The organism is Pseudobacter ginsenosidimutans, assembly GCF_007970185.1.
Classification (GTDB): domain Bacteria; phylum Bacteroidota; class Bacteroidia; order Chitinophagales; family Chitinophagaceae; genus Pseudobacter; species Pseudobacter ginsenosidimutans.
On record NZ_CP042431.1, the window covers coordinates 7354455 to 7376849 of the forward strand.

17 protein-coding genes are annotated in these 22395 nt (G+C 47.8%); 11 read left to right on the forward strand and 6 right to left on the reverse strand.

Going from position 1 to position 22395, the window contains the following annotated elements:
• Positions 1-26: 26 nt before the first annotated feature.
• The gene (gene murQ, locus FSB84_RS28815) at positions 27-845 is read right to left on the reverse strand and encodes an N-acetylmuramic acid 6-phosphate etherase (protein WP_130543918.1); all 819 of its coding nucleotides are present in this window, start codon (positions 843-845) and stop codon (positions 27-29) included.
• A 43-nt stretch (positions 846-888) separates the two neighbouring features.
• On the reverse strand, positions 889-1743 hold the full coding sequence (locus FSB84_RS28820) for an N-acetylglucosamine kinase (RefSeq protein WP_130543919.1): 855 nt from the start codon (positions 1741-1743) through the stop codon (positions 889-891).
• A 141-nt stretch (positions 1744-1884) separates the two neighbouring features.
• Between FSB84_RS28820 and FSB84_RS28825 the strand changes: the two genes are divergently transcribed.
• The 3 genes from FSB84_RS28825 to FSB84_RS28835 are packed head-to-tail and all read left to right on the forward strand — an operon-like array spanning position 1885 to position 4967.
• Positions 1885-3471 carry a S41 family peptidase gene (locus tag FSB84_RS28825; RefSeq protein ID WP_130543920.1) on the forward strand — a complete coding sequence of 529 codons (1587 nt, stop codon included), beginning with the start codon at positions 1885-1887 and terminating at the stop codon, positions 3469-3471.
• A 5-nt stretch (positions 3472-3476) separates the two neighbouring features.
• Entirely contained in the window at positions 3477-4124 is a 648-nt protein-coding gene (locus FSB84_RS28830) for a YdcF family protein (RefSeq protein ID WP_130543921.1), read from the forward strand.
• Positions 4125-4142: 18 nt separating this feature from the next.
• Positions 4143-4967, forward strand: coding sequence for a hypothetical protein (locus FSB84_RS28835; RefSeq protein WP_130543922.1), 825 nt, complete (start codon positions 4143-4145; stop codon positions 4965-4967).
• 87 nt (positions 4968-5054) lie between these two features.
• On the opposite strand, the gene FSB84_RS28840 is transcribed toward FSB84_RS28835, so the two are convergent.
• Positions 5055-5411 (reverse strand): DUF6249 domain-containing protein, encoded by a 357-nt coding sequence (locus FSB84_RS28840; protein WP_130543923.1) that lies wholly within the window; start codon positions 5409-5411, stop codon positions 5055-5057.
• A 214-nt stretch (positions 5412-5625) separates the two neighbouring features.
• Between FSB84_RS28840 and FSB84_RS28845 the strand changes: the two genes are divergently transcribed.
• Together FSB84_RS28845 and FSB84_RS28850 are read left to right on the forward strand one after the other, a co-directional pair.
• Positions 5626-6210 (forward strand): RNA polymerase sigma factor, encoded by a 585-nt coding sequence (locus FSB84_RS28845; protein ID WP_130543924.1) that lies wholly within the window; start codon positions 5626-5628, stop codon positions 6208-6210.
• A gap of 31 nt (positions 6211-6241) precedes the next feature.
• Positions 6242-6760: an anti-sigma factor gene (locus FSB84_RS28850; RefSeq protein WP_130543925.1), complete on the forward strand. Its 519-nt coding sequence runs from the start codon at positions 6242-6244 to the stop codon at positions 6758-6760.
• A 78-nt stretch (positions 6761-6838) separates the two neighbouring features.
• On the opposite strand, the gene FSB84_RS28855 is transcribed toward FSB84_RS28850, so the two are convergent.
• Positions 6839-9124, reverse strand: a complete 2286-nt coding sequence (locus tag FSB84_RS28855; RefSeq protein WP_130543926.1) for a Tex family protein — start codon at positions 9122-9124, stop codon at positions 6839-6841.
• Between the two features lie 89 nt (positions 9125-9213).
• Positions 9214-9867 carry an alpha/beta fold hydrolase gene (locus FSB84_RS28860; RefSeq protein ID WP_130543927.1) on the reverse strand — a complete coding sequence of 218 codons (654 nt, stop codon included), beginning with the start codon at positions 9865-9867 and terminating at the stop codon, positions 9214-9216.
• Between the two features lie 84 nt (positions 9868-9951).
• Between FSB84_RS28860 and FSB84_RS28865 the strand changes: the two genes are divergently transcribed.
• The 6 genes from FSB84_RS28865 to FSB84_RS28890 all read left to right on the forward strand — a co-directional run bounded on the left by FSB84_RS28865 (position 9952) and on the right by FSB84_RS28890 (position 21345).
• Entirely contained in the window at positions 9952-11313 is a 1362-nt protein-coding gene (locus FSB84_RS28865) for a pyridoxal-phosphate dependent enzyme (protein WP_130543928.1), read from the forward strand.
• Between the two features lie 915 nt (positions 11314-12228).
• Positions 12229-15804, forward strand: coding sequence for a T9SS type A sorting domain-containing protein (locus FSB84_RS28870; RefSeq protein ID WP_130543929.1), 3576 nt, complete (start codon positions 12229-12231; stop codon positions 15802-15804).
• 1117 nt (positions 15805-16921) lie between these two features.
• Positions 16922-17725: a helical backbone metal receptor gene (locus FSB84_RS28875; RefSeq protein ID WP_130543930.1), complete on the forward strand. Its 804-nt coding sequence runs from the start codon at positions 16922-16924 to the stop codon at positions 17723-17725.
• 9 nt (positions 17726-17734) lie between these two features.
• Complete coding sequence (locus tag FSB84_RS28880; RefSeq protein WP_130543931.1) at positions 17735-18838, forward strand: hypothetical protein; 1104 nt, start codon at positions 17735-17737, stop codon at positions 18836-18838.
• Positions 18839-19073: 235 nt separating this feature from the next.
• Positions 19074-20141 (forward strand): class II fructose-bisphosphate aldolase, encoded by a 1068-nt coding sequence (fbaA, locus tag FSB84_RS28885; protein ID WP_130543932.1) that lies wholly within the window; start codon positions 19074-19076, stop codon positions 20139-20141.
• A gap of 145 nt (positions 20142-20286) precedes the next feature.
• Positions 20287-21345: a class I fructose-bisphosphate aldolase gene (locus FSB84_RS28890; protein WP_130543933.1), complete on the forward strand. Its 1059-nt coding sequence runs from the start codon at positions 20287-20289 to the stop codon at positions 21343-21345.
• A gap of 141 nt (positions 21346-21486) precedes the next feature.
• On the opposite strand, the gene FSB84_RS28895 is transcribed toward FSB84_RS28890, so the two are convergent.
• Positions 21487-22284, reverse strand: a complete 798-nt coding sequence (locus FSB84_RS28895; RefSeq protein ID WP_207234337.1) for a M57 family metalloprotease — start codon at positions 22282-22284, stop codon at positions 21487-21489.
• Positions 22285-22395 lie beyond the last annotated feature (111 nt).

Below are 22395 nucleotides of genomic sequence, written 5' to 3' on the forward strand. Positions count from 1 at the left end.
TTTTTGTGAAAAAATGGAAGGAGAAGTTATTGCAGGGAGTCTATCGCTTTCTTTACGCTGCCATATTTGAGCAGCAATTGTTTTGCCTGCTCGTAATCAGTGATGCCAGCCTGTTCCATCAGCATTTTGGTGCCGCGGTCAACCAGTTTGGCATTGGTAAGCTGCATGTTCACCATCTTGTTATCTTCTACCCTTCCGATCTGGATCATCACGGATGTGGAGATCATATTGAGAACGAGTTTCTGAGCGGTGCCACTCTTCATGCGGGTGCTTCCTGTAACGAATTCGGGACCTACCACTACTTCGATAGGATAATCCGCAGCAGCTGCCAGTGGTGTGCCTGCATTGTTGGTGATACAACCGGTGATGATTCCACGCTTTCGCGCTTCATTCAATGCGCCGATCACATAGGGCGTAGTGCCGCTGGCTGCAATGCCCACCACAACATCCTTATCGCTGATCTGGTGTTTTTCCAGGTCGAGCCAGCCCTGTTCCCAGCTGTCTTCCGCATATTCGATGGGTTTCTGGATCGCCTCCTGTCCGCCGGCAATGATGCCCACTACCAGCCCCTGCGGGAGGCCATATGTGGGCGGGATCTCGCTGGCATCCAATACACCGAGACGGCCGCTGGTGCCTGCCCCGATATAAAAAAGCCGGCCACCGGCCAGCATTTTATCACTAATGATGGTCACCAGCTGTTCAATCTGGGGAATGGCATTGGCCACTACCAGCGGAACCTGCTGGTCTTCTGAATTGATGTTGGTGAGCAGCTCACGGATGCTCATTTTTTCCAGGTGCCTGTACGGACCTGATTGCTCCGTGACCTTATTGAAAGCCGCTGACATGTTAGAAGGTTTCTTTTCTAAAAACGGGCCGGTTCTCAAAAAATTATCCGATATGATACTTGATAAGGCCTGGCATCGGTGTCTTCAGTACTTTGCCCAGCTCGAATTCATAAGCATGACAAAGTTCTTCCAACACTTCTTTGAAAGCAAAACCCACGCTGCCTACAAAGTGGATCGGCATCTTCCAGCTTTCTCCCAGTTTGCAGAGATGGGTAAAAAAGAAATCATTGAGTCCGTCTTCGATGATGTTCTCGATCATGTAATGGTCGCGGTTCTCAGAAAGGAACATGGAGAAGGAAGCCAGGTACCTGTTGGGGAAAGGCTTTTTGTACACGTTATCGAGGATCTCCGGAGCGGATGTATTGTATTTTTGTTCGAACCGGTATTTCAGGTCTTCATCGAAAGTGCCGTAGAGATAATATTGGATCACTTTCTTGCCGAGATAGGCGCCACTGCCTTCATCGCCCAGGGCATAACCCAGGCCCGGGCTTATTTTCACGATCTTCTTACCATTGTAATAGCAGGTATTGCTGCCCGTTCCCAGGATACAGGCGATTCCTTTCTGGTCCTGGCAGGACGCCCGGGCAATGCCCATGAGATCGTGGTCCACTTCAATCGGCTTCACGCCCTTAAATATTCGTGTCAGCGCTGTTTTCACCGACTTCGCATTGACGGGACTGCTGCAACCGGTGCCGTAATAATAGATAGCGGTGATGGATTCCAGTTCCGCTTTTTTGAAACCGGGCAATAATTCCTTCCTGATCACATCCTCGATCTGATCGGTATTCAGAAAATAAGGGCTGATACCCTGGGTGAATACCGTTTTCGTTTTTTTACCTTTTCCGGCCAGGGCCCATTCCGCCTTGGTAGATCCACTATCTGCTATCAATATTGCCATAAAACTTCATTTAATCTTCGGCCCGGGAGCTATCACTCCTACCATTTAACAACCGTTCAACGAAGGTAAAGCGCGGAATTGAGAATTAATTATGAACTTCGCCCCGAAATTTGGAAAATTTAATATTTAAGTGACCCTTGCATGAAGAAATTACAGGTATGGCTCCCATTGCTCTTTTCGATTGTGCTGATCGTTGGAATGTGGATCGGATCGGGGCTCAGGAAGAATATTCCCTTCTCACGCGGACTGTTTGAATCCGCCCGTCCTTCCACCATCCAGGAAGTGATGGACCTGATCAACCTGCGCTATGTTGATTCAGTCAGTACAGACTCCCTGAGCGATGATGCCGTGATGGCAATGCTCGGCCATCTGGACCCGCACTCCATCTATATCCCGGCCAACCGCCTCGCAGAAGTGAATGAAGACCTCCAGGGTAATTTCGAAGGCATCGGCGTGGAATACTTCATCCTAAGCGATACCGTTTACGCCAGCAATGTACTGGCAGACGGCCCCAGCGATAAAGCAGGCATCAAAACCGGAGACCGCTTCCTCAAAGTGGGCGACTCTGTAGTTACCGGCAAAGACATCAATGGCGACAAGATCCGCAAACTCCTCCGCGGCCCTTCCGGCTCCAAAGTGAATATCACTTTGCTCCGCGACGGAAAGCAAGTCACTACCACCGTTACCCGCGGCATGATCCCCCTGTATTCCGTTGATGCATCCTATATGCTCGACAGCACTACCGGTTATATCCACGTGAATAAATTCTCCGGCACTACCTACGAAGAATTCATGGCAGCCATGGAAGAGCTCCAGAAAAAAGGATTGAAAAAACTCATGCTCGATCTCCGCGATAATGGCGGCGGCATCCTCGGCGAAGCTATCGATATGGCCGATGAATTCCTGGATGATGATAAACTCATTGTATATACGCAGGGCAGTCACTCCAAAAAGACTGAATACCGCTGCAAACGCCCGGGCCTCTTTGAAAAAGGAGAACTGGTGGTACTGATAGATGAGAACTCCGCTTCCGCCAGTGAAGTACTGGCAGGTGCATTACAGGACTGGGACCGCGCCACCATCGTGGGCCGCCGCTCCTTTGGTAAAGGACTGGTACAGGAACAATATGAGCTGAACAATGGCTCTGCCCTGCGCCTCACCGTTGCACGTTACTATACACCGCTCGGGCGCAATATCCAGAAACCATATGGTAATGGCAGGGCCGCTTACCGCGAAGAACTGGACCACCGTTTCGAGAATGGAGAAATGCTCCATGGCGATACCGCTACCACACATGCAGGACCTCAATACAAAACGAAAAAAGGAAAGATCGTGTACGGCGGCGGTGGCATCACACCCGATGTATTCGTTCCCTACGATACCACTTCGTTGTCGAGGGAAACCTACCAACTGTTGAGCACACCCGCTTTCAGCAGGTTCATCTTTACCTATTTCATCCAGCACAGGGATTATTTCAAACAATTCAAATCCCCGCTGGAACTGGCAAAAGGATTCAAGCCCGAAAACGGCGCTTATGCCAGCCTGGTAGACTATGCTGCAAAGAACAATATCAACCTGCAAAATATCCCGGCAAGGGATAAAGAGGAACTGAACAGACGTATTCAAACCTGGATGGCCAGACAGATCTGGAGAATGGAAGGATATTTTGAAGTGAACAACTACTTCGATAATGAAGTGAAGAAAGGACAGGAGATCCTGATACAATAACGTTTATGATCACCCCGGAAATCATTTCGCTGGCCAGGAAGCTCTGGGATTATCACCGGATGGGACAACCGCTTTCCAAAGCGGACTGCATCCTCGCGCTCGGCACGCAGGATACGCGCGTGGCGGAACGGGCTGCTGAGCTCTTCCACCAGGGATATGCTCCACTGATCGTTTTCTCGGGTGGACTGGGTAAGATCACCGCTTCCATCTGGACACAATCTGAAGCAGAACGTTTCGCTGAAATAGCTATCAGCAAAGGCGTTCCTGCAGACGCTATTCTCATAGAGAATAAAAGCACCAATACAGGTGAGAATATTCTCTTCACGCAAAAATTGCTTCTGGAGAAACAGATCGAAGCGAACAGTTTTATCGTTGTGCAGAAACCATATATGGAAAGGCGCAGCTTCGCTACATTCAAAAAACACTGGCCGGAGAAAGTACTGTATGTTACTTCACCGGACTTAACTTTCGAACAATATATTGTACCCGAATTGCCCATGGAACTGCTCATCAACTCTATGGTAGGCGATCTTCAACGGATCAAACTGTATCCTGAAAAGGGTTTCCAGATCCACCAGGATATTCCGGAAGATGTGTGGGCCGCTTTTGAAGAATTAGCTGCAATGGGCTTCGACAGGTTCCTGATCAAATAATTTTCTTATCTTATTACTATGAAACATTTACTCGTGTTCTCGCTGCCATTCCTGTTGTCTGCCTGCTTTTCAATACCGGACAAAAAGGAAATAGAAGAAAAGCTGGAGGAACTGAAGAAGATCGCCTTTGATGACGCTTACATTTATATCGATTCAAGGGATACGCTGAATGTTATTCGCACCAACCTGGATTCAGGCAGGCTGGAAGAAAAAAATTCTGTGGTCCTTTCTGCACATGGCAGGTCTCCCTACTCCATCACAGGCAAGTATGAAAATTACCTGAAAAAAGGTGAATGGCGTTATCAAACAGGTAATATCGGAGCTACCACCATCACCTACTCTCCTTATGCCATCGGTAATTTCATCAAGACCAACCTGCCGGAACGCGGCACCACCACTGTTATCGATGCCAATACAGAAAAATACCATCTCACAGTCAAAGAGGATTCCATCACCATCCTCTTCCACGCAGATACATTATCAGCACGCGTAAAACGCAGACCTTATGAAGATCTGATAGCAGAGCAAATGCTGAACAAAGGCTATAAGCTGAGTACAACTGAAAACAAACTGTTGCAGGACAGCAGCAATATCGTGAGCATAACCAGTATGAAATTTGTAAAAGGAACCGAAAGGATATTTTACAAAACAGCTTATGCAGTGATGAAGAACGGATACCTCGCTTATGCCATGCAGTATGGTTTCAATGAACAGTCGGCAGCAGAATTCCTGTTCGATGGAGTGCTGACCAATCTCTTCCTGAATGGAGAACGTTTTTATTATCCATTCAGGAAAAATGAAACGTCTGAATCAATGGAATCAGATTCTACCTACTCAGAATAATCAGTTATCATAAGATCGAAAGCCCGGAATAGAAATTCCGGGCTTTTTGTTGTAACGATTAACTAATTGACGATTGCTGTATATAGATCAATTGTTGCTTCTGTTGTCAAGCGTTTCCTTTTTCTCGATCCTGTAACTGATCACCAGTCCGAGACCCCCGAAGATGCCGATGAGCGCAAAGTATAATGGCACATATTCATCTTCATATGCATTCAGTTTGAACATACCTGAATGTTGCAGCAGGAAAGCAAGGAATAATCCTAAACCTGCTCCTACCAATAACAATCCCCACTTCAGATTTTTATAAGGTGCGGGGCGATAATCCTTGGGGTTCAGCCCCTTTTCTATCATGGCCAGGTTCTCTTTCCTCCACATGTATACGATGCCAAACAAGCATCCGAACATTGAAAGGAACAAAACGACGGGAACTAATGTACTTTCCATAAAACTGTCTTTATAATTTGAGGTTGATTGTTTCCTGAATGATCTGACGCCGCTTTTGTTTCCCGGGTTACAGCGCATTGAAAGTTTTTTTCCGGCGGCGCTCATTCTGTAACTATGACTCCCCCGTCTGCTCCTGGTTACAGGTTTTTCTTTTTTTATTTATTTGTACCTTACCTGTAACATGAGAAAAACTTCTGTAGTCTAATACCTTGCGATGAATATTGCACAGCTTGATACTGAGATCATTAGCAGGGTTCTTCAGGGAGAAAAGACTTTATTTGCCGAACTGGTGAAGAAGTACCAGAACTTCGTTTTCACCATCGCCGGCCGGTATGCCTCCAACCGTGAGGACGCGGAAGAGATTGCCCAGGACGTATTCGTAAAAGCTTACAAGAACCTGGCAGACTTCCGGGGAGATGCAAAATTCAGCACCTGGTTGTACACCATTACCTCAACCACCTGCATCTCCTTCCTCCGTAAAAAGAAACTGGCTGTGCATTCACTGGACCAGGAACATGTATTTGAACTGGCAGACAGGCAGGATTCCGGTTTCCGGGCCAACCAGGTGGAACAGAAATCACGCAGCAATATGGTGAACCAGGCCATCCAACTGCTCAGCCCGGACGATGCAAAGATCATTACGTTGTTCTATAAAGGAGAGCAAAGCCTGGAAGAGATCGGTTCCATCATGGGCATCGATCCCAATACGGTGAAAGTGAAACTGCACCGCGCCAGGCAAAGGCTCAGGAATAAAATGGAAGAACATTTTGCAGAAGAAGTGAAGAACATCACAGACTGATAACAATATTGATCAATCATAAAAGGCAGTTATGAACAAGCCTGAAAACATGGAAACGAGATTGTGGGATTATATCGATGGGCTCAGCAATGAGCAGGAACGCTCCTTTGTTGCAAAGCTGATCGAAGAGAACAGTGAATGGCGCAACAAATACCATGAGCTCCTCGATGTTCACCAGCTGATGCAGCAGAACATAGAACTGGAAGAACCATCCATGCGCTTCTCACAAAATGTGATGGACGCCATCGCCCACGAAAAGATCGCACCGGCTGCCAGCAGCTATATAAAAAAATCAGTGATCCGCGTGATCAGTGCCTTCTTTTTGCTCAGCATCGGCGCATTACTGGTATACATGATCGCGAAGATGGACTGGAATGCGGTGAGCCATGAGGCTTCGCCCATTCAATTGCCTGATCTCAATCCGGGCAAATACCTGAACAATTCTGTGTTGTATGGAATGGCCATCGTTACAGTAGTTCTATGCCTGGCGATGTTGGACAATACGCTCAGGAAAAAGCAAAAAAGGAACAAGGAAATGATGGGACGATAATTCAGACCCAGATATCATTCAATAAAAAAGGAGCAGGTGATTCAAACCTGCTCCTTCGTTTTTATAAAGTTTTCTTTCTTAGTCGTTGAACTTCTTTTTCAGCTCAGCCAGCTTGGCCTGGAAAGGATTCAGCGGCTCCGATTTCTTTGGCTGACTTTTTTGGGAACCACCGCCAACTGTGTTGCTTCTTCTCTCACCGCCACCTGATCCGGATGGCCTGCTACTGCCCTTACTGCTGTCTTTCATGCTCAGGCTGATCCGCTTGCGCGCTACATCCACTTCGGTTACAGTCACCGTTACTTTCTGGTTCAGCTTCACCACTTCATTGGGATCGCTGATATAGGTATTGCTCATCTGTGAGATGTGCACCAATCCATCCTGCTTTACACCGATATCAACGAAGGCTCCAAAATTGGTGATATTCGTAACGATACCGGGCACTACCATACCGGGTTTCACGTCTTCGATCGCCTTGATGGTATCTTCAAAACGGAACTCTTCAATTTGTGCACGGGGATCACGGCCAGGTTTCTCCAGCTCTTTCAGGATATCCTCGATAGTGAACTCACCGATCTTTTCAGAAATATATTTTTTACGATCGATCTTTTTACGAAGATCGGCCTGCTTGATCAGGTCTTCCAGCGTTGAGCCCAGATCTTTACTCATCTGCTCCACCACGAAATAACTCTCAGGGTGAACCGAAGAATTGTCCAGCACATTCTCTGCACCGGGGATACGCAAAAAGCCTGCGCACTGCTCGAATGTTTTTGGTCCCATCAGAGAAACCTTCTTCAGTTCTTCACGGCTTTTGAAAGCGCCATTCTTTGCGCGGTATTCAACTATGTTCTTTGCGAGTGTACCGCTAAGACCTGAAACATATACCAGCAGGTGTTTGGAAGCTGTGTTCACATCAACGCCTACATAGTTCACGGCGCTCTCCACTACCCTGTCAAGCGCATCTTTCAGTTTGGTCTGGTTCACATCGTGCTGGTACTGGCCCACACCGATTGATTTCGGATCGATCTTCACCAATTCGCTCAGCGGGTCCAGCAGCCTTCTGCCGATGCTCACAGCACCACGAACCGTTACATCCTGATCAGGGAATTCTTCACGCGCCACTTCGGATGCGGAGTAGATCGACGCACCGCTTTCATTTACCTGGAACACGCTCACGGGTTTACCAAAATCGATGCTGCGCACCAGTTGTTCTGTTTCGCGGCCAGCGGTTCCGTTACCGATACCGATAGCTTCGATATCATATTTATCCACCAGGAATTTCAATTCAGCAGATGCTTTACTCCACTCGTTCTGAGGGGGATGCGGGTAGATAGTGCTATTGTAAACGAAGTTACCCTGCGCATCCAGGCAAACCAGTTTGCAGCCGGTACGGAAGCCAGGATCCAGCGCCAGTACACGTTTGCTGCCGAGTGGAGAAGCCAGTAACAACTGACGAAGGTTCTCCGTGAACACCTGTATGGCTTCATCATCGGCTTTGTTCTTGCTGATGAGCCGGAATTCGTTTTCGATAGAAGGTTTCAACAGGCGGTCGAAAGAATCTTCCACTGCTTTCTTCACTTCGCCGGCCAGCGGGCTGGAGCCTTTCACAAAGATCCTGTTGAGATCATCCACTGCAGTCTGTTGGTCAATATTGATATCCATCACCAGGAAGCCTTCTTTCTCTGCACGGCGTATAGCCAGGATGCGGTGAGAGGGGCTGTCGGCCAGTGGTTCATTGAACTCAAAGTAATCGCGGTATTTCTGCGCTTCTTCTTCATCTTTCTTACTGGTGAGTACTTTGGATGAGAAGCTGGCAGTTTCAGTGAACAGCTGACGCACTTTGTTGCGCGCCTGTTCGTGTTCAGATACCCATTCTGCAATGATATCGCGTGCGCCCTGCAATGCTTCCTTGGAATCCTTCACCTGCTCATTGAGATATTTCTCAGCTTCTGCAGAGAGGTCTTCATTGCCTTGTTCGAAGATGAGTTTGGCGAGTGGTTCCAATCCTTTTTCGATGGCCTGCGTAGCGCGTGTTTTGCGCTTGGGTTTATAAGGAAGATAGAGGTCTTCAAGTTCAGTAGCGTCAAAGCAATCATCGATCCGTTGTTTCAGTTCCGGCGTCAGCTTACCCAACCCTTCGATGGTTTTGATCACTGTATCCTTGCGCTTGTCCAGCTCATTGAAATAGTTGATCTGTTCCACCACATTCCCGATGGCTACTTCATCCATATTATTGGTAGCTTCCTTACGGTAGCGCGCCATGAATGGAATGGTTGCGCCCTCGGCATTGAGGTCGAAAACGTTGTTGATCTGTTTGAGGGTAAGATTCAGTTTCTCCGCGATCTTTTGACTGTACTTAGGTTCCATGGTATATGTTGATTTAACGAACGGCCGGGGTCCCTTGATTCGGGGGAGCAAATGTAAGGTTTGGCAAGAAAGAAAAAAGTTTGTTTTATTTAGTTACCGACCACTTCCGCCAATAAGTTATTCACCTTTTTCGGTTCCGTCATTACCAGCAGGTGACCGGCCTTCGGGATCATATGCGTGGGAGTGGTCAGGCGGCCCGGAAGCACTTCATCACGGGTTCCGTGGATATGCATCAGTTGTTCGGGCAGTTCTTCATTTTTCCAGGTAAGGATTGCATGCATGGCCCATCGGATGAAATGGGTATCGCTGTCCTGGATGATCTGCAAGATCAGCTTTTTATCTTCTCCCGTTTCCCTGGTGAAGAACCGCTTGCTTCTTGCCATCATCTTCACAAATCCGATCGGGATCACTTTGTGTAAACGGATGGCGGCCGCTGCGCGAAAATATTTTGGCAGGTGCGCACTCAGTGGAATGCTGCTGATCAGAACGGTCTGAACAGGACGAAATCGTTTAGCGATCTCCGTTGCCAGCATACCTCCAAACGACAATCCCACCAATGCAAAAGGTTCACTGGCATCGATCTTTTCGGAAAGCCGCATTGCATAATCGGGCAATGATTCATCCTTTTTAGGTGTGATCCAGTTAAGGTGCACCATCTCAACTCCTTCCGGCAAACGGATATGCCTGAACACACGCTCATCCGCCGCCAGTCCACTGATAAAATATACTCTCCGGCATTTCATGGCATAAATTTAATGAATCCTGAAGCTCCGCGCTCCATCCGGCCCGGAGCAATACCTTACCTTTGCCCGAGAATCTACATTATTATGGATATCAAACAGAATATTCTCGAAACGATTGGCAATACGCCATTGATCAAACTCAACAAGATCACAAAGCAGCTCCCCGGAACCATCCTGGCAAAAGTGGACTACTTCAATCCCGGTAACTCCATCAAGGACCGTATGGCCCTCAAAATGGTGGAAGTGGCCGAAAAGGAAGGCAAGCTCAAGCCCGGCGGCACCATCATCGAATGCACCAGCGGCAATACCGGAATGGGCCTGGCGCTGGCAGCCTGTGTGAAAGGATACAAATGTATTTTCACTACTACCGATAAACAGTCGAAAGAAAAAATGGACATCCTCAAGGCCGTAGGCGCCGAAGTGATCGTTTGTCCAACCAACGTGGAACCCGACGATCCGCGCTCCTACTACTCCGTAGCGCGCCGCCTCGCCGCCGAGATCCCCAATTCTTTTCACTGTAATCAATACGATAACCTGGCCAACCGCCTCGCGCACTACGAAACCACCGGCCCGGAGATCTGGGAACAGACGGGCGGAAAGATCACACACCTCGTATGCACCGCCGGTACCGGAGGCACCGTTACCGGAACTGCCATGTACCTCAAAGAAAAGAATCCCAATATCAAAATATGGGCTATCGATGTATATGGTTCACTGCTCACCAAATATTTCAATACCGGTGAGATCGATATGAACGAAGTACATCCTTATATCTCCGAAGGTTTCGGTGAAGATTTCGTTCCCGGGAATTATGATATGAGCGTGATCGATCACTTCGAACAGGTGACGGATAAAGATGGTGCAGTGATGGCGCGCCGCCTCGCCAAAGAAGAAGGTCTCTTCTGCGGATACAGCGCCGGCAGCTGTCTTCAGGGCCTCCTGCAACTCGGCAGCCAGCTCACCAAAGATGATGTGGTGGTCTGCATCTTCCACGATCACGGTAGCAGGTATGTTGCCAAGATTTACAACGATCAGTGGATGATGGAACGCGGTTTCCTCGATGTGAAAACTTTCCGCGACATCGTGAATGGCCGCAGCGTAAAACAAAAACTCGTAACCATTCAGCCCGCCGGCACAGTTTCAGATGCCGTTGAACTGATGAAGAAATATGATATCGAACATATCCCCGTCATGAATGGCAATGGCATCATCGGCGCCATCAGCGAAAGCGGTCTGTTCAATAAAGTGTTCAGCAATCCCGATATCAAAACAGCCACTATTGAAAGCGTGATGGAACAGCCATTCCCGGTGGTCGATTTCAATACGCCGCTGGAAAAGCTTCGCAGCCTGATCAACAAAGACAATGGCGCAGTGTTGGGGAAGGATGATGCCGGCAATTATCACATCGTTACCAAGTATGATGTGATACAGGCGCTGGGAAGTTAAAACTCTTAATATTTTTGGTCGAACCCTGCCGGTGTGAATTGGCAGGGTTTGTTGTTTTTATATGGCCGGGGCCGGGGAGGGATATGGATGACGGGCGGAAGAAACAAACCACAGCATTTGTGGGGATATTGGGCATTGGTTGGTTGGATTGGGCAGTGGCGCCAGGCCGGGCTTTTGAGCTTTTGTTTCTTAGGCCCTTTATCCATATCACCTCCCCGGCCCGGGCACTATGAAAGTGCAACAAATGATTTTTTTACCCCGCCGGCAGCGGGTAAAATAAAACATTAAGTTTATTCTTCCCGCGTGTATTGCATCAGGAGATGGTGCTAGGTGATAATTCCGGCATCGGGGGGGAGGGATGGGGGAAAGAATGCATCACCCTAAGTAAAGGTAGCAGTGATAGGTAACCGATTTTTTGAGGGGCCTATGTGATTTCACAATTATTTCCATTAAGTTTCCTGATACCACCATTTTGAGCTGAGGTATTTGTCAGTCCATCTGCTTCAAATAACATTACACAATTGCTCCCTTCAATTAGTCTGATGCACGCAAAACACTTATCTGCCCCCATTTCACATTGTGATGAGCCCGCGGAGCCATGGAGCGAAGGGAATATGAAAAGACGGTCCTGGAAACATAAGCGATAAAGCCCGGCTGAGCCCACTGCCCAATCCGACCAACCCACAGCTCAAAAATCATCCTCCCGCGGTGGTTTGTTTCCCAACCGTCGTTCATATCCCTGAGCGACCCCAGGAAAATATTTCGGGGTGTTATACAGACTAATTTTAATACCACAGCGTTAGCACAGAGTACCAGCGTGAAAATACGCATCAGGACAAATTCCAGGTGTGTACCGAAGACGAATTAAAATCAATGCTAATCTGAATCCATAGAAAAACTTTACCTCTGACCCTTATGAATATCCTCAGAACTGTTTTTACATCCGTACTCACAGCGGCCATGCTGTGCGTTACGGGCAGCGCTGTTTATGCGCAGGCAGTGGTCAAAAAAGTAGTTCCGGCCTCCACCACCTACTCTTCTTCCCTGACTGGTCCTAACGGAACTGCCAATCACCGATATCTCAGGTCGCATTTTTTGTTGCTGGCATCGGAGATCGGTCTGCCCGCAGGCACCGTTATCCATTCTATCGGTTTCAGGTATGCGGGAGGATCCGATGCTCCGGCTGCAGGCTCCATCAAGCTTTACCTGGAGAACTCATCCCACCTCGTGAATGCCAGGTCAACCTTATGGTCCACCGCTATTACAGGAATGACGAATGCCTATACAGGAACTTTCAATCCACCGGTTGGAGTTATGGATGAGGCTGTAGTTTCTTTGGAACTTCAAACGCCGTTCACGTATAACGGAGGTTCCCTGTATATCGGTTATGATTATACGGGAACTGGCTTTGCCACTATCGATGCAAGGATGCATGTGAACGATGATCAGGGCAGCAGCACTGCTGTGCGATATTCCTATTCTGCCAGCGCAGTTCCTGCTACACTGGATGCCTCCTTCAACTGGCGGCCACAGATGGAACTGGGATATGCCAACGCGGAGTTGAACGACCTCGAAGTAAGACAGATCAAAATGCAAAGCATACTGGGCAAATTCTGGGCAACACAGAACCCTGTTACTGTAATAGTGAGGAACAATAGCAATCAGACCAGGAACAATATCAATGTAACCATGAATGTGAGCGGCATCAATTCCACTACCGCCACAGACCTGATCGCTGCTATAGCGGCGGGAGACTCTGCAGAAGTGACGTTTGAAGCCCCTGTTGCCAACCAGGGCTCACAGACCATCACCATCAGCATTCCCGGCGATAACGACAATACCAATAATACCTGCTCACGGATACAGACACTCGATTGCAGCAGCTTCCAATACGCATCCAATGAGAATGATAGCGATAGCATGGGCCTCCCCTCAACAGGCGGTATCATGGCCGTTAAGATCACTGTTCCGTCGATCTCCATCAAAATAGATGCAATCAATTTCAGGGTATCGCGAGATCCTAACATGAATGGACACACGGTATCTGCCGTTATCCTGGATGATTATGGAAACATCGTTGCCAATTCAGATCCTTTCACACTCACGGATGCCATGATGGGAACGGATCAGGTCATTCCCCTTCTCGCTCCTGCATATTTCAATCCCGGTGAAAATTTCTATGCCGGCATATTGCAGGAAAGCGGCGCCATCTATCCTGTTGCAACGGCCCGGCCCGCAGGCTCTCCATCCGGTATCAATTATATTTTCGATGCGTCAGGCGGCATCGGTACGGAAGATACTGACAGAGGAATTTACCTGATCGGTATCAAAACCAGTAGCTTCCTCGAATTCACTTCTTCCGTGTATGAGCGGATCATGGATGGTACACTCGCTATGTTTGTGGCTACGCCTGGATTCTCGCATTACAATTTCAAAGTGAATGGCGAATCGAAATATGCAGGTACCGATAACTATTTTACTTACTTCCCTGCCAATGGGGATGTAGTAACCCTGGATGTTGAGATCAACGGTTGCACGGAAACTGCCGGTGAGGTCTATACTATCGATGTGGTTCCCATCACACCCGGCTCCGGTAATATCCTCTATGTGAACCAGCATTCAGTGAGTACCGGTGATGGCAGCAGCTGGTCAACCCCGATGGCCGATCTTTCCGATGCACTTCGCTGGGCTAAAGCCAGGCAAAGCAATTTCACCAGCGCCAACCCGCTGAAGATCTTTGTTGCCGGGGGCACCTACAAACCAATGTACAGTGCCGTGGATGAAACTTTCGGAATGGACGGCGGCCCCAGCAATGCTTTCCTGATGGTAAAGAACGTACAGATCTACGGAGGCTTTGCAGGATACGAAAGCTCACCTGATCAACGGGACCTTTCATTGACTGCCAACAAGACCATCCTCAGTGGCGATTACAGCGATGATGATTATATTTCCGGCGATGGCCTTTCGCTCACCATGAACAATATGATGGAGAACGCCTTTCACATTGTAGTGGCAGCTGGAGATGTAGGTAATGCAGTACTGGACGGCTTCACCATCAGGGGTGGTGGCGGCGAATTGTATGGTATGCCCTGGGAAGTGATCAATGGCAATCAACTGATGGTCCAATATGGAGGCGGTATTTACATTCATGCATCTTCTCCGCGTATCAATAATGTAATAATAGCAGGCAACAAAGCCGATATGTTCGGCGGAGGCATCTATCTCAGTCACTCGTCAGCAGCCATCACCAATACGCTGATCTATAAGAACTATGCAGGCATCAGTGGTGGCGGAATTTACAACGATATCAACTCTGACGTTTATCATACCAACCTTACCATTACCAATAACCGCGCGCTGACTTCCGGCAGCGCTATGGCCAATTCAGCCGCTACTGTACATTTGCGCAACAGCATCCTTTACGGAAATGGCTCGGGAATCGACAATCACAACAGCACACTGGATGCAAGCTACAGCCTGGTGCAGGGAATGCCTGCAGATGCTGCCAAACATATTCTGTCAGGCAGTACTGATCCTCTGTTCAATGATGTATCGGGCGATGATTATACACTCAGATCCGTGAGCGGCCTGATCAACAAAGGCAATAACCTGTATTTCCAGGCAGGCCAGTCTCCCGACCTCTCTGCCATCACAAAAGACCTGAATGGCAAAACGCGTATCGGTGAAGGTGTTATCGACATTGGCGCTTATGAAGCCAAACCAACACTCGAAATACTGCAGCATCCGGGCAGCGTAACCAGTTGCCAGGAAACCGAGGTGAACTTTTTTGTAATCGTCAATTCTTCAGGATCTACCAACCCATCCTATCAATGGCAGCAAAGTACAGATGGCAATAACTGGACGGATATCAACAATGCCACCCAATCCAGCTACCTGGTGAAAGCCACCTCCAATAAGCAATTCCGTTGTATAGTGGGCATTCCGGGTTTTTCGGTTACCTCCAATGCAGCAACGCTCACCACCACTGTATTTGAGCGGCCGGTGATCAATATACCCGATGAGATCTGCCTAAGTGAAAATGCAGTTGAATTGAAAGCAAGCCCTGCAGGTGGTGTGTTCGAAGGCAGCGGCGTAACGGAGAACAGCTGGAACCTGCTCGGGTTCAAGTCTGGCAAACAAACTATCAGTTACACCTATACGAGCGATAATGGTTGTATAGGTCATGTTGAAAAGACCATCAACCTGATATCATGTAAATCCGATGGTCCTGTCAAGCTGTTCCAGAGCAATCCGAATCCTGCCACCAGCATCATCACGGTTAAGGTGGATGTGGGAAGAGAGATCAGGGATGCAGAGCTGATCATCAGCAGTTTGAACGGTCAATGGGTGGTACGCAAGCCGGTAACGCTCTATCGGGGGATGAATGTGCACGAGTTCAATATCAGCGGGCTTGGCGCGGGAATGTACTTTATCAGTATTTATAATGAAAGTAAGAAGCCGTTGGCAACGATAAGGCTGATCAGGAAATAAATGGAATACCAGAAATACCAGGTATTCACACATAAAAGAACGCAGGGAGCAAAAGCTTCCTGCGTTTTTTGTGAAGGGAAAGGTCTGAAAAAGTTAGAGACCACCTTGGGGGCAGTCTCTCCTGTAAAACCGGCCTGTAATATCATCTTGCCTTAGGGTACTCTCTTACGGATCCAGGGTTACGGACTAAAAAGGGTTGCACATGCCGTTCAGGCAATTACAAGATGTAAAAGCCCTATGACCAATAGAAGTTTATTCGATCAACAGGCGGAAATAGCCGTTCAATACACCCAAAACCCGGACAGGTAAAAACGCGTTTTCCCGTTGCGTAACCTTGTGTTAATAACTAAAACGAATAGGCGAAAACACCAATTCGTTTGATACAAATCAACGAAAACCCGCTAAAACAGGGCATTCCAGGTAGATTTACGATAGTCAAATAATAAGTTTACTAGACAAACAGATGAAACACTACGAATTCAGAAGTAAATCCCGAACATTTAATATCGAGAAGTTCTGCTCTTGCGAAGGAAGGCGTCCGGCAGTACTTTTGTTTCAGAAGTTGATTGATAACTAAATCAATCAGTCCAATATCCGAAAATAACCTGTGTTCTGATCCAATATCCAGAAAATCCAAAAAATCCAGTATCAATCAACTTCCTTTTTCTTTTTAAATCCAAGATCCGATCCATATCCGAAGAAAGACCAAGATCCTAAATCCAATGATCAACCAGGTCCAATTGTCCGTAGAAAAACCAAGAGTCCAATCGTCCGAAGAAAAACCAGGGTCCAATCATCCGTAGAAAAACCAATCCAAATCCGGTGAAAAACGCACAATGATCCTTGATTAACCGTCCGAAGTAAAATCCAACGTCCGAAAGAAACCAAGTAGTTCCAAATCCTGTGTGTTAAGAACCGTCTGCTTTAACTCCAATACCCTCCTGCAAAAAGATCAATCTTTTGCAGGAGGACAGCAGCGGTACCTTCATCATCCTTTAACCCTGTTGCTCCCCTCCAACACAGGTGAGGCTTCACACTCAACAGGCTTATAATCCAACCTAACATAGTTTATTACCGCTTTCCTGGCCGCTTTCTTTATTTTGCAGGAAATTTGCCGATGCCATTATTCACTGACCAGACAGGCAGAACAGTCTCCATTCCTTCACATCCCAAGAGGATTATCTCACTGGTTCCTTCACAGACCGAATTACTGTATGATCTCGGGCTGGAAGAACAGGTAGCAGGCATCACCAAATTCTGTGTACATCCGGAAAAATGGTTCCGTTCCAAAACACGTATCGGCGGCACAAAAAATGTAAAACCGGAAATGGTTCATCAGCTGCAGCCGGATCTCATCATCGCCAATAAAGAAGAAAACGTAAAAGAGCAGGTTGAAGAACTGGCCGCTCACTATCCTGTATGGGTAAGCGATATCCATGATCTTAACAGCGCCCTGGAGATGGTCCGCCAGGTTGCAATAATCACAAACCGGGAAGAGAAGGGACAAATACTGGCAGAAAAGATCGAAACTGATTTCCGGCAGCTTACCTACCGGTTACCTCACCACGAAAACATACCGGTTGCTTACCTGATCTGGCGCCATCCATGGATGACAATCGGCCAGGATACATTCATCAATGATATGCTCATCCGCTGCGGGCTCACCAACGTGTTCGGTCACCTGAAAAGATATCCGGAAATCACCATCCAGGATCTGAAAGATTCCGGATGCCGCCGGCTCCTGCTTTCCTCCGAACCCTACCCTTTCAAACAACAGCATATCGATGAATTGCAAAAAGAACTGCCAAACACGAAGATCATCCTCGTGGATGGCGAACTGTTCAGCTGGTACGGCAGCCGCCTTCAATATGCGCCAGCCTATTTCCTGTCTCTTTTTACATCCGATATTTCTGTAATTTAGTTGCGCAGCATGTCAGCTATCGACGATAATGACCAGGCGCTTACAGAGCCCAACAAGCCCTCCCGCAAGAAACCCATGTTTCCTGTGCAGGAAAGCCTGCGCAGCTATCTCAAACAACATGGCCGCGAAGTGAAATTGCCCGTTTCGTATAAAGACCTCCTTCATTTCACCTACTCCGTTCCCCTGCTGGACAAGAACGGACGCGATACTTATTGGGAGACGGTCCTGTACGATATCCGCGAATTCGAATTCATCCGCGAAGGTCTGGTGAAGATGTACGCCATCCTCAAAACAGAAGGCGATCTCACTTTTACCAAACACCTGGATGTTGCCCGCATCGATTACTGCAGCTTCGGTAATTCAAATCCCTTCCGCATCCGCATCGTGAACAAGTTCAACGACAACTACGATCACTACTATATCAAGATCGCCGATGCATCACGGATTTACGGACTTGAACTGGAACACCTGCTTTCGCCCAACCGCATCACTTATCTCACTCATCACAATACACTGGTGGAAGAACATATTCCCGGTATCCCCGGCGATGTATTCATCTCAAAACACCTGAACGAACCCAGCACCAACAAGATCAGGCTGGCAAAGGAATTTGTGAAGTTCAACGAAAGATGCTTTGTACGACTGCTTGGCGATATGCGCTCCTACAATTTTGTGGTAGACATCACGCCGGACATCGAAGATTTCCAGTACCGCATCCGCGCAATCGACTTCGACCAGCAATCCTACGAAGGCAGGAAGAATTTGTATCTGCCGCAATTCTTCAAAGAAAACAAAGAACTGGTTTCGCTTTGCACCAAACACCTCAACCAGGATTCTGTGGAGCAGTATCAGATGGAGGAAAGAACCATGATGGCCTTCCGCGTGGCCAGCACCCGATTCCGGCTGATGGAACTGCTCAATATCATGGCCCGAGACAAAATCTCTACTGAAGAAAAGCTTAATCAACTGCGATCTGAACTCAGTGAATATTTCAAAAGCTCCGCCTTCCTCAAATGCACCTCCATGGGGCAACTGGTGAAACGTCAACTGAAACAGACACTGCAAAAGAACCTTGCATTGATCTCCAAGAACCTGGGAAAGTTCGAAGATTAGTTTTGCAGGGACCCAGTGACCATTTCGCTTCCTTTTCTGCTTTCAAATCTCTCTTTCATTTTCTTCCCATTCTATTTTTCTTCTTTCACTTTTCTACAAAACGAAAGATTTGTGTTTAATAAACGCGACCACCTACGTATCTTAGCGCGGCATTTAAAAAAAGACCGAAATCCTTAAAATCTATTCAACAGGAGCAATTCTTTCTTAATAATTACCATAGAAAAATTATCAAATCATGAAGAAATACAAAGCCGGTGTACTTTTCGGAGAAGAACTGGAAGCCCTGTATAAGGACGCCAAGGAAAACCAGTTTGCACTCCCTGCCGTGAACACAATTGGTAGCGACAGTATCAATGCCACGCTGGAAGCGGCAGCGAAAGTGAATTCACCGGTCATCATCCAGTTTTCAAACGGAGGTGCCCAATTCATTGCAGGCAAGGGAATGCCCAACGATCAGCTCCAGGGCAATATCCAGGGAGCTATTTCAGGCGCCCTGCACGTTCACAACGTAGCAAAATACTACGGTGTGCCTGTGGTACTGCACACAGACCATGCCGCTAAGAAATGGCTGCCATGGATCAGCGGACTGATCGATGCAGGCGAACAATATTTCAAAGAGAAAGGCCAGCCGCTTTTCAGTTCACATATGCTCGACCTTTCTGAAGAGCCCATCGAAGAAAATATCGAAACCTCCGTTGAGTTCTTCAAGCGTATGGCCCCACTTGGTATGGGAATCGAGATCGAACTGGGTGTTACCGGCGGTGAAGAAGATGGTGTTGACAACAGCGGCATCGAGAATGATAAACTCTATACGCAGCCCCAGCACGTTGCCTACGCATACAAAGAACTGGGCAAGGTTGGAAGCCTGTTCAGTGTAGCAGCTGCATTCGGCAACGTTCACGGTGTGTACAGCCCCGGCAATGTGGAGCTCCGTCCTGAGATCCTGCGTAACAGCCAGGAATATATCCAGCAGGAATTCAAAACAGGCCCCAAGCCCGTATACTTTGTATTCCACGGTGGCAGCGGCTCTCCACAGCACCAGATCCGCGAGGCTATTGGCTATGGAGCCATCAAGATGAATATCGATACCGATCTTCAATGGGCTTTCTGGGAAGGCGTACTTCAATACTACAAGAAGAATGAAGCTTATCTGCAGGGCCAGCTGGGCAATCCTGAAGGCGCAGACAAGCCCAACAAGAAGTTTTACGATCCACGCGTATGGCTCCGCAAAGGCGAGGAAAGTTTTATAAAACGTTTAGAAATTGCGTTTACTGATTTGAACTGCATTAACAGAAACGCATAAAAGTTAGAATTCCTCTGATCAAGCGGCTTTACCGCTGAAGGAAAGTCAATTTACAGTAGGCACCGGGCTCATCATGGGACTGGGAATGGTGAACGCATGCCCCTATCTTTGCCGGGCGATTGCATCACCAAACACAGAAATTATCATGCCTTCTAAAAAGATTGTTGACCTCCTCGGCGATAAAGCCGCTTATTTGCTGGAACACAAGTGCGAGACGATTGATCAATCGATGATCCATCTCCCTTCTCCTGATCATGTAGAAAGAACATGGATCAACAGCAACCGTAACAACCAGGTATTACGCAGCATGCAAACCCTGTTGGGCCACGGACGTTTGGGAAATACCGGTTACTGCAGCATTTTCCCCGTAGATCAGGGTATCGAGCACAGCGGCGGTTCCGCATTCGCTCCCAATCCCATCTATTTCGATCCTGAGAATATCATCAAACTCGCTATGGAAGGCGGTTGCAACGGCGTTGCTTCCACTTATGGCGTACTCGGTATCATGAGCCGCAAATACGCACACCGCATTCCCTTTGTTGTGAAGATCAATCACAATGAATTCCTCAGCCTTCCCAACAAATTCGATCAAACCATGTTCGGCACCGTTAAGAGCGCCTGGAATATGGGAGCAATCGCTGTTGGCGCTACCATCTACTGGGGCAGCAATGAAAGTGCACGTCAGCTGAAAGAAGTGGCTGAAGCATTCGAATATGCGCACGAACTGGGCATGGCCACTATCCTCTGGTGCTATACCCGTAACAACGGATTCAAAGTGGATGGCGTGGACTATCACACTTCTGCCGATCTTACCGGCCAGGCAAACCACCTCGGCGTAACATTGCAGGCAGACATCATCAAACAAAAATTACCTACCAACAACGGCGGTTACCTCGCTACAAAACATGGCAAGACCTCTCCGTTGGTATACGACAAGCTCACTACTGATCACCCGATCGACCTCAACCGTTACCAGGTACTGAACTGCTACAGCGGACGTGTTGGCCTCATCAACAGTGGTGGCGAAAGCAAAGGCGCAAGCGATCTCGCCGATGCTGTTTACACAGCTGTGATCAACAAACGCGCAGGCGGTATGGGACTGATCCTCGGAAGAAAAGCATTCCAGCGTCCTTTCAATGAAGGCGTACAACTGCTGCACACCACGCAGGATGTTTACCTGGATAAAGATATCACTATCGCATAACCGAATTTTTCGGAAAGTGAATGGCCGCCTGAGTTTCAGGCGGTCTTTTTTGTTTTTGTAATTGGTTCGGCTGCGTCAGACCAATTACAAAAAAACCGGCGCTGGAGCTGCGCCGGTTTTCTGTAGTAACCCTGGTCTTTTTTAATACACGTAATTCAACGCGATGATGTCATTGGCATTGAAAGGACGGTTCACTCCATTGCCAATACAAGCCAGCATCCATGAATTAGGATCAGGCCCTGTAGGCGTTCCGGGAATATGTACAGCACCAACAGTGCTGGCGCCTTCATTCACCGGAGAACCACCGCAGCTGTAAGACCTGTTCATGTAATCGGTATGACGGAAGCCGATACAATGCCCCACTTCATGAGCAATGATACTGGTTACGGTATTGATGTTCCAGGTATCCAGGTAAGACCTGTTCACCAGCACAGAACTATAAGGATTTCCACTGCTGGTGGGGAATCCTGCAGATGCCAGGTAACCTGAACCTGAAGGAGCAGGGTTGATAACGATATTTCCTCCTGAGGTTACGCGTGAAAATGTGATGCGAAGCCCCAGTGCATTGTAACGCGAAATGGCGCTGTTCACTGCTGTAACATACCTGGCAGGCAAAGAGGAATTCACACGGATAGTGATATTCCTCGGCAGTGCTGTCACCAGGTTGTAAGTGCGATACTGCTCTTCATCTGCAATACGCATCAGCATGTTCTCAGACTTGCTGTTGAGATGGTCTTTGGTAATAACAATGTCTCCCTCTACCAGGTATCCCTCACTGTGAGGTTGTACATTCTTGTTGCTGAAGCCAAGCTCAGCAATCTTTGCCAGTACATCCTGGCCGATAGGTTCAACATTTGTTTCTTTGGAATTTTTCTTACAGGAGAGTAAAACAAAGCATACTAACACAGGAAGACCTGCGATCTTGATTAGCTTTCTCATGTGCATGTTTTTTGTTAATTAGAAAAATGGTATTCCACTTAATGCAGGGTTACTACATATCAGTGGAGCGCTGTCTACGTAAAAAACAAGAAAAACGGGAAGGAGAATAGT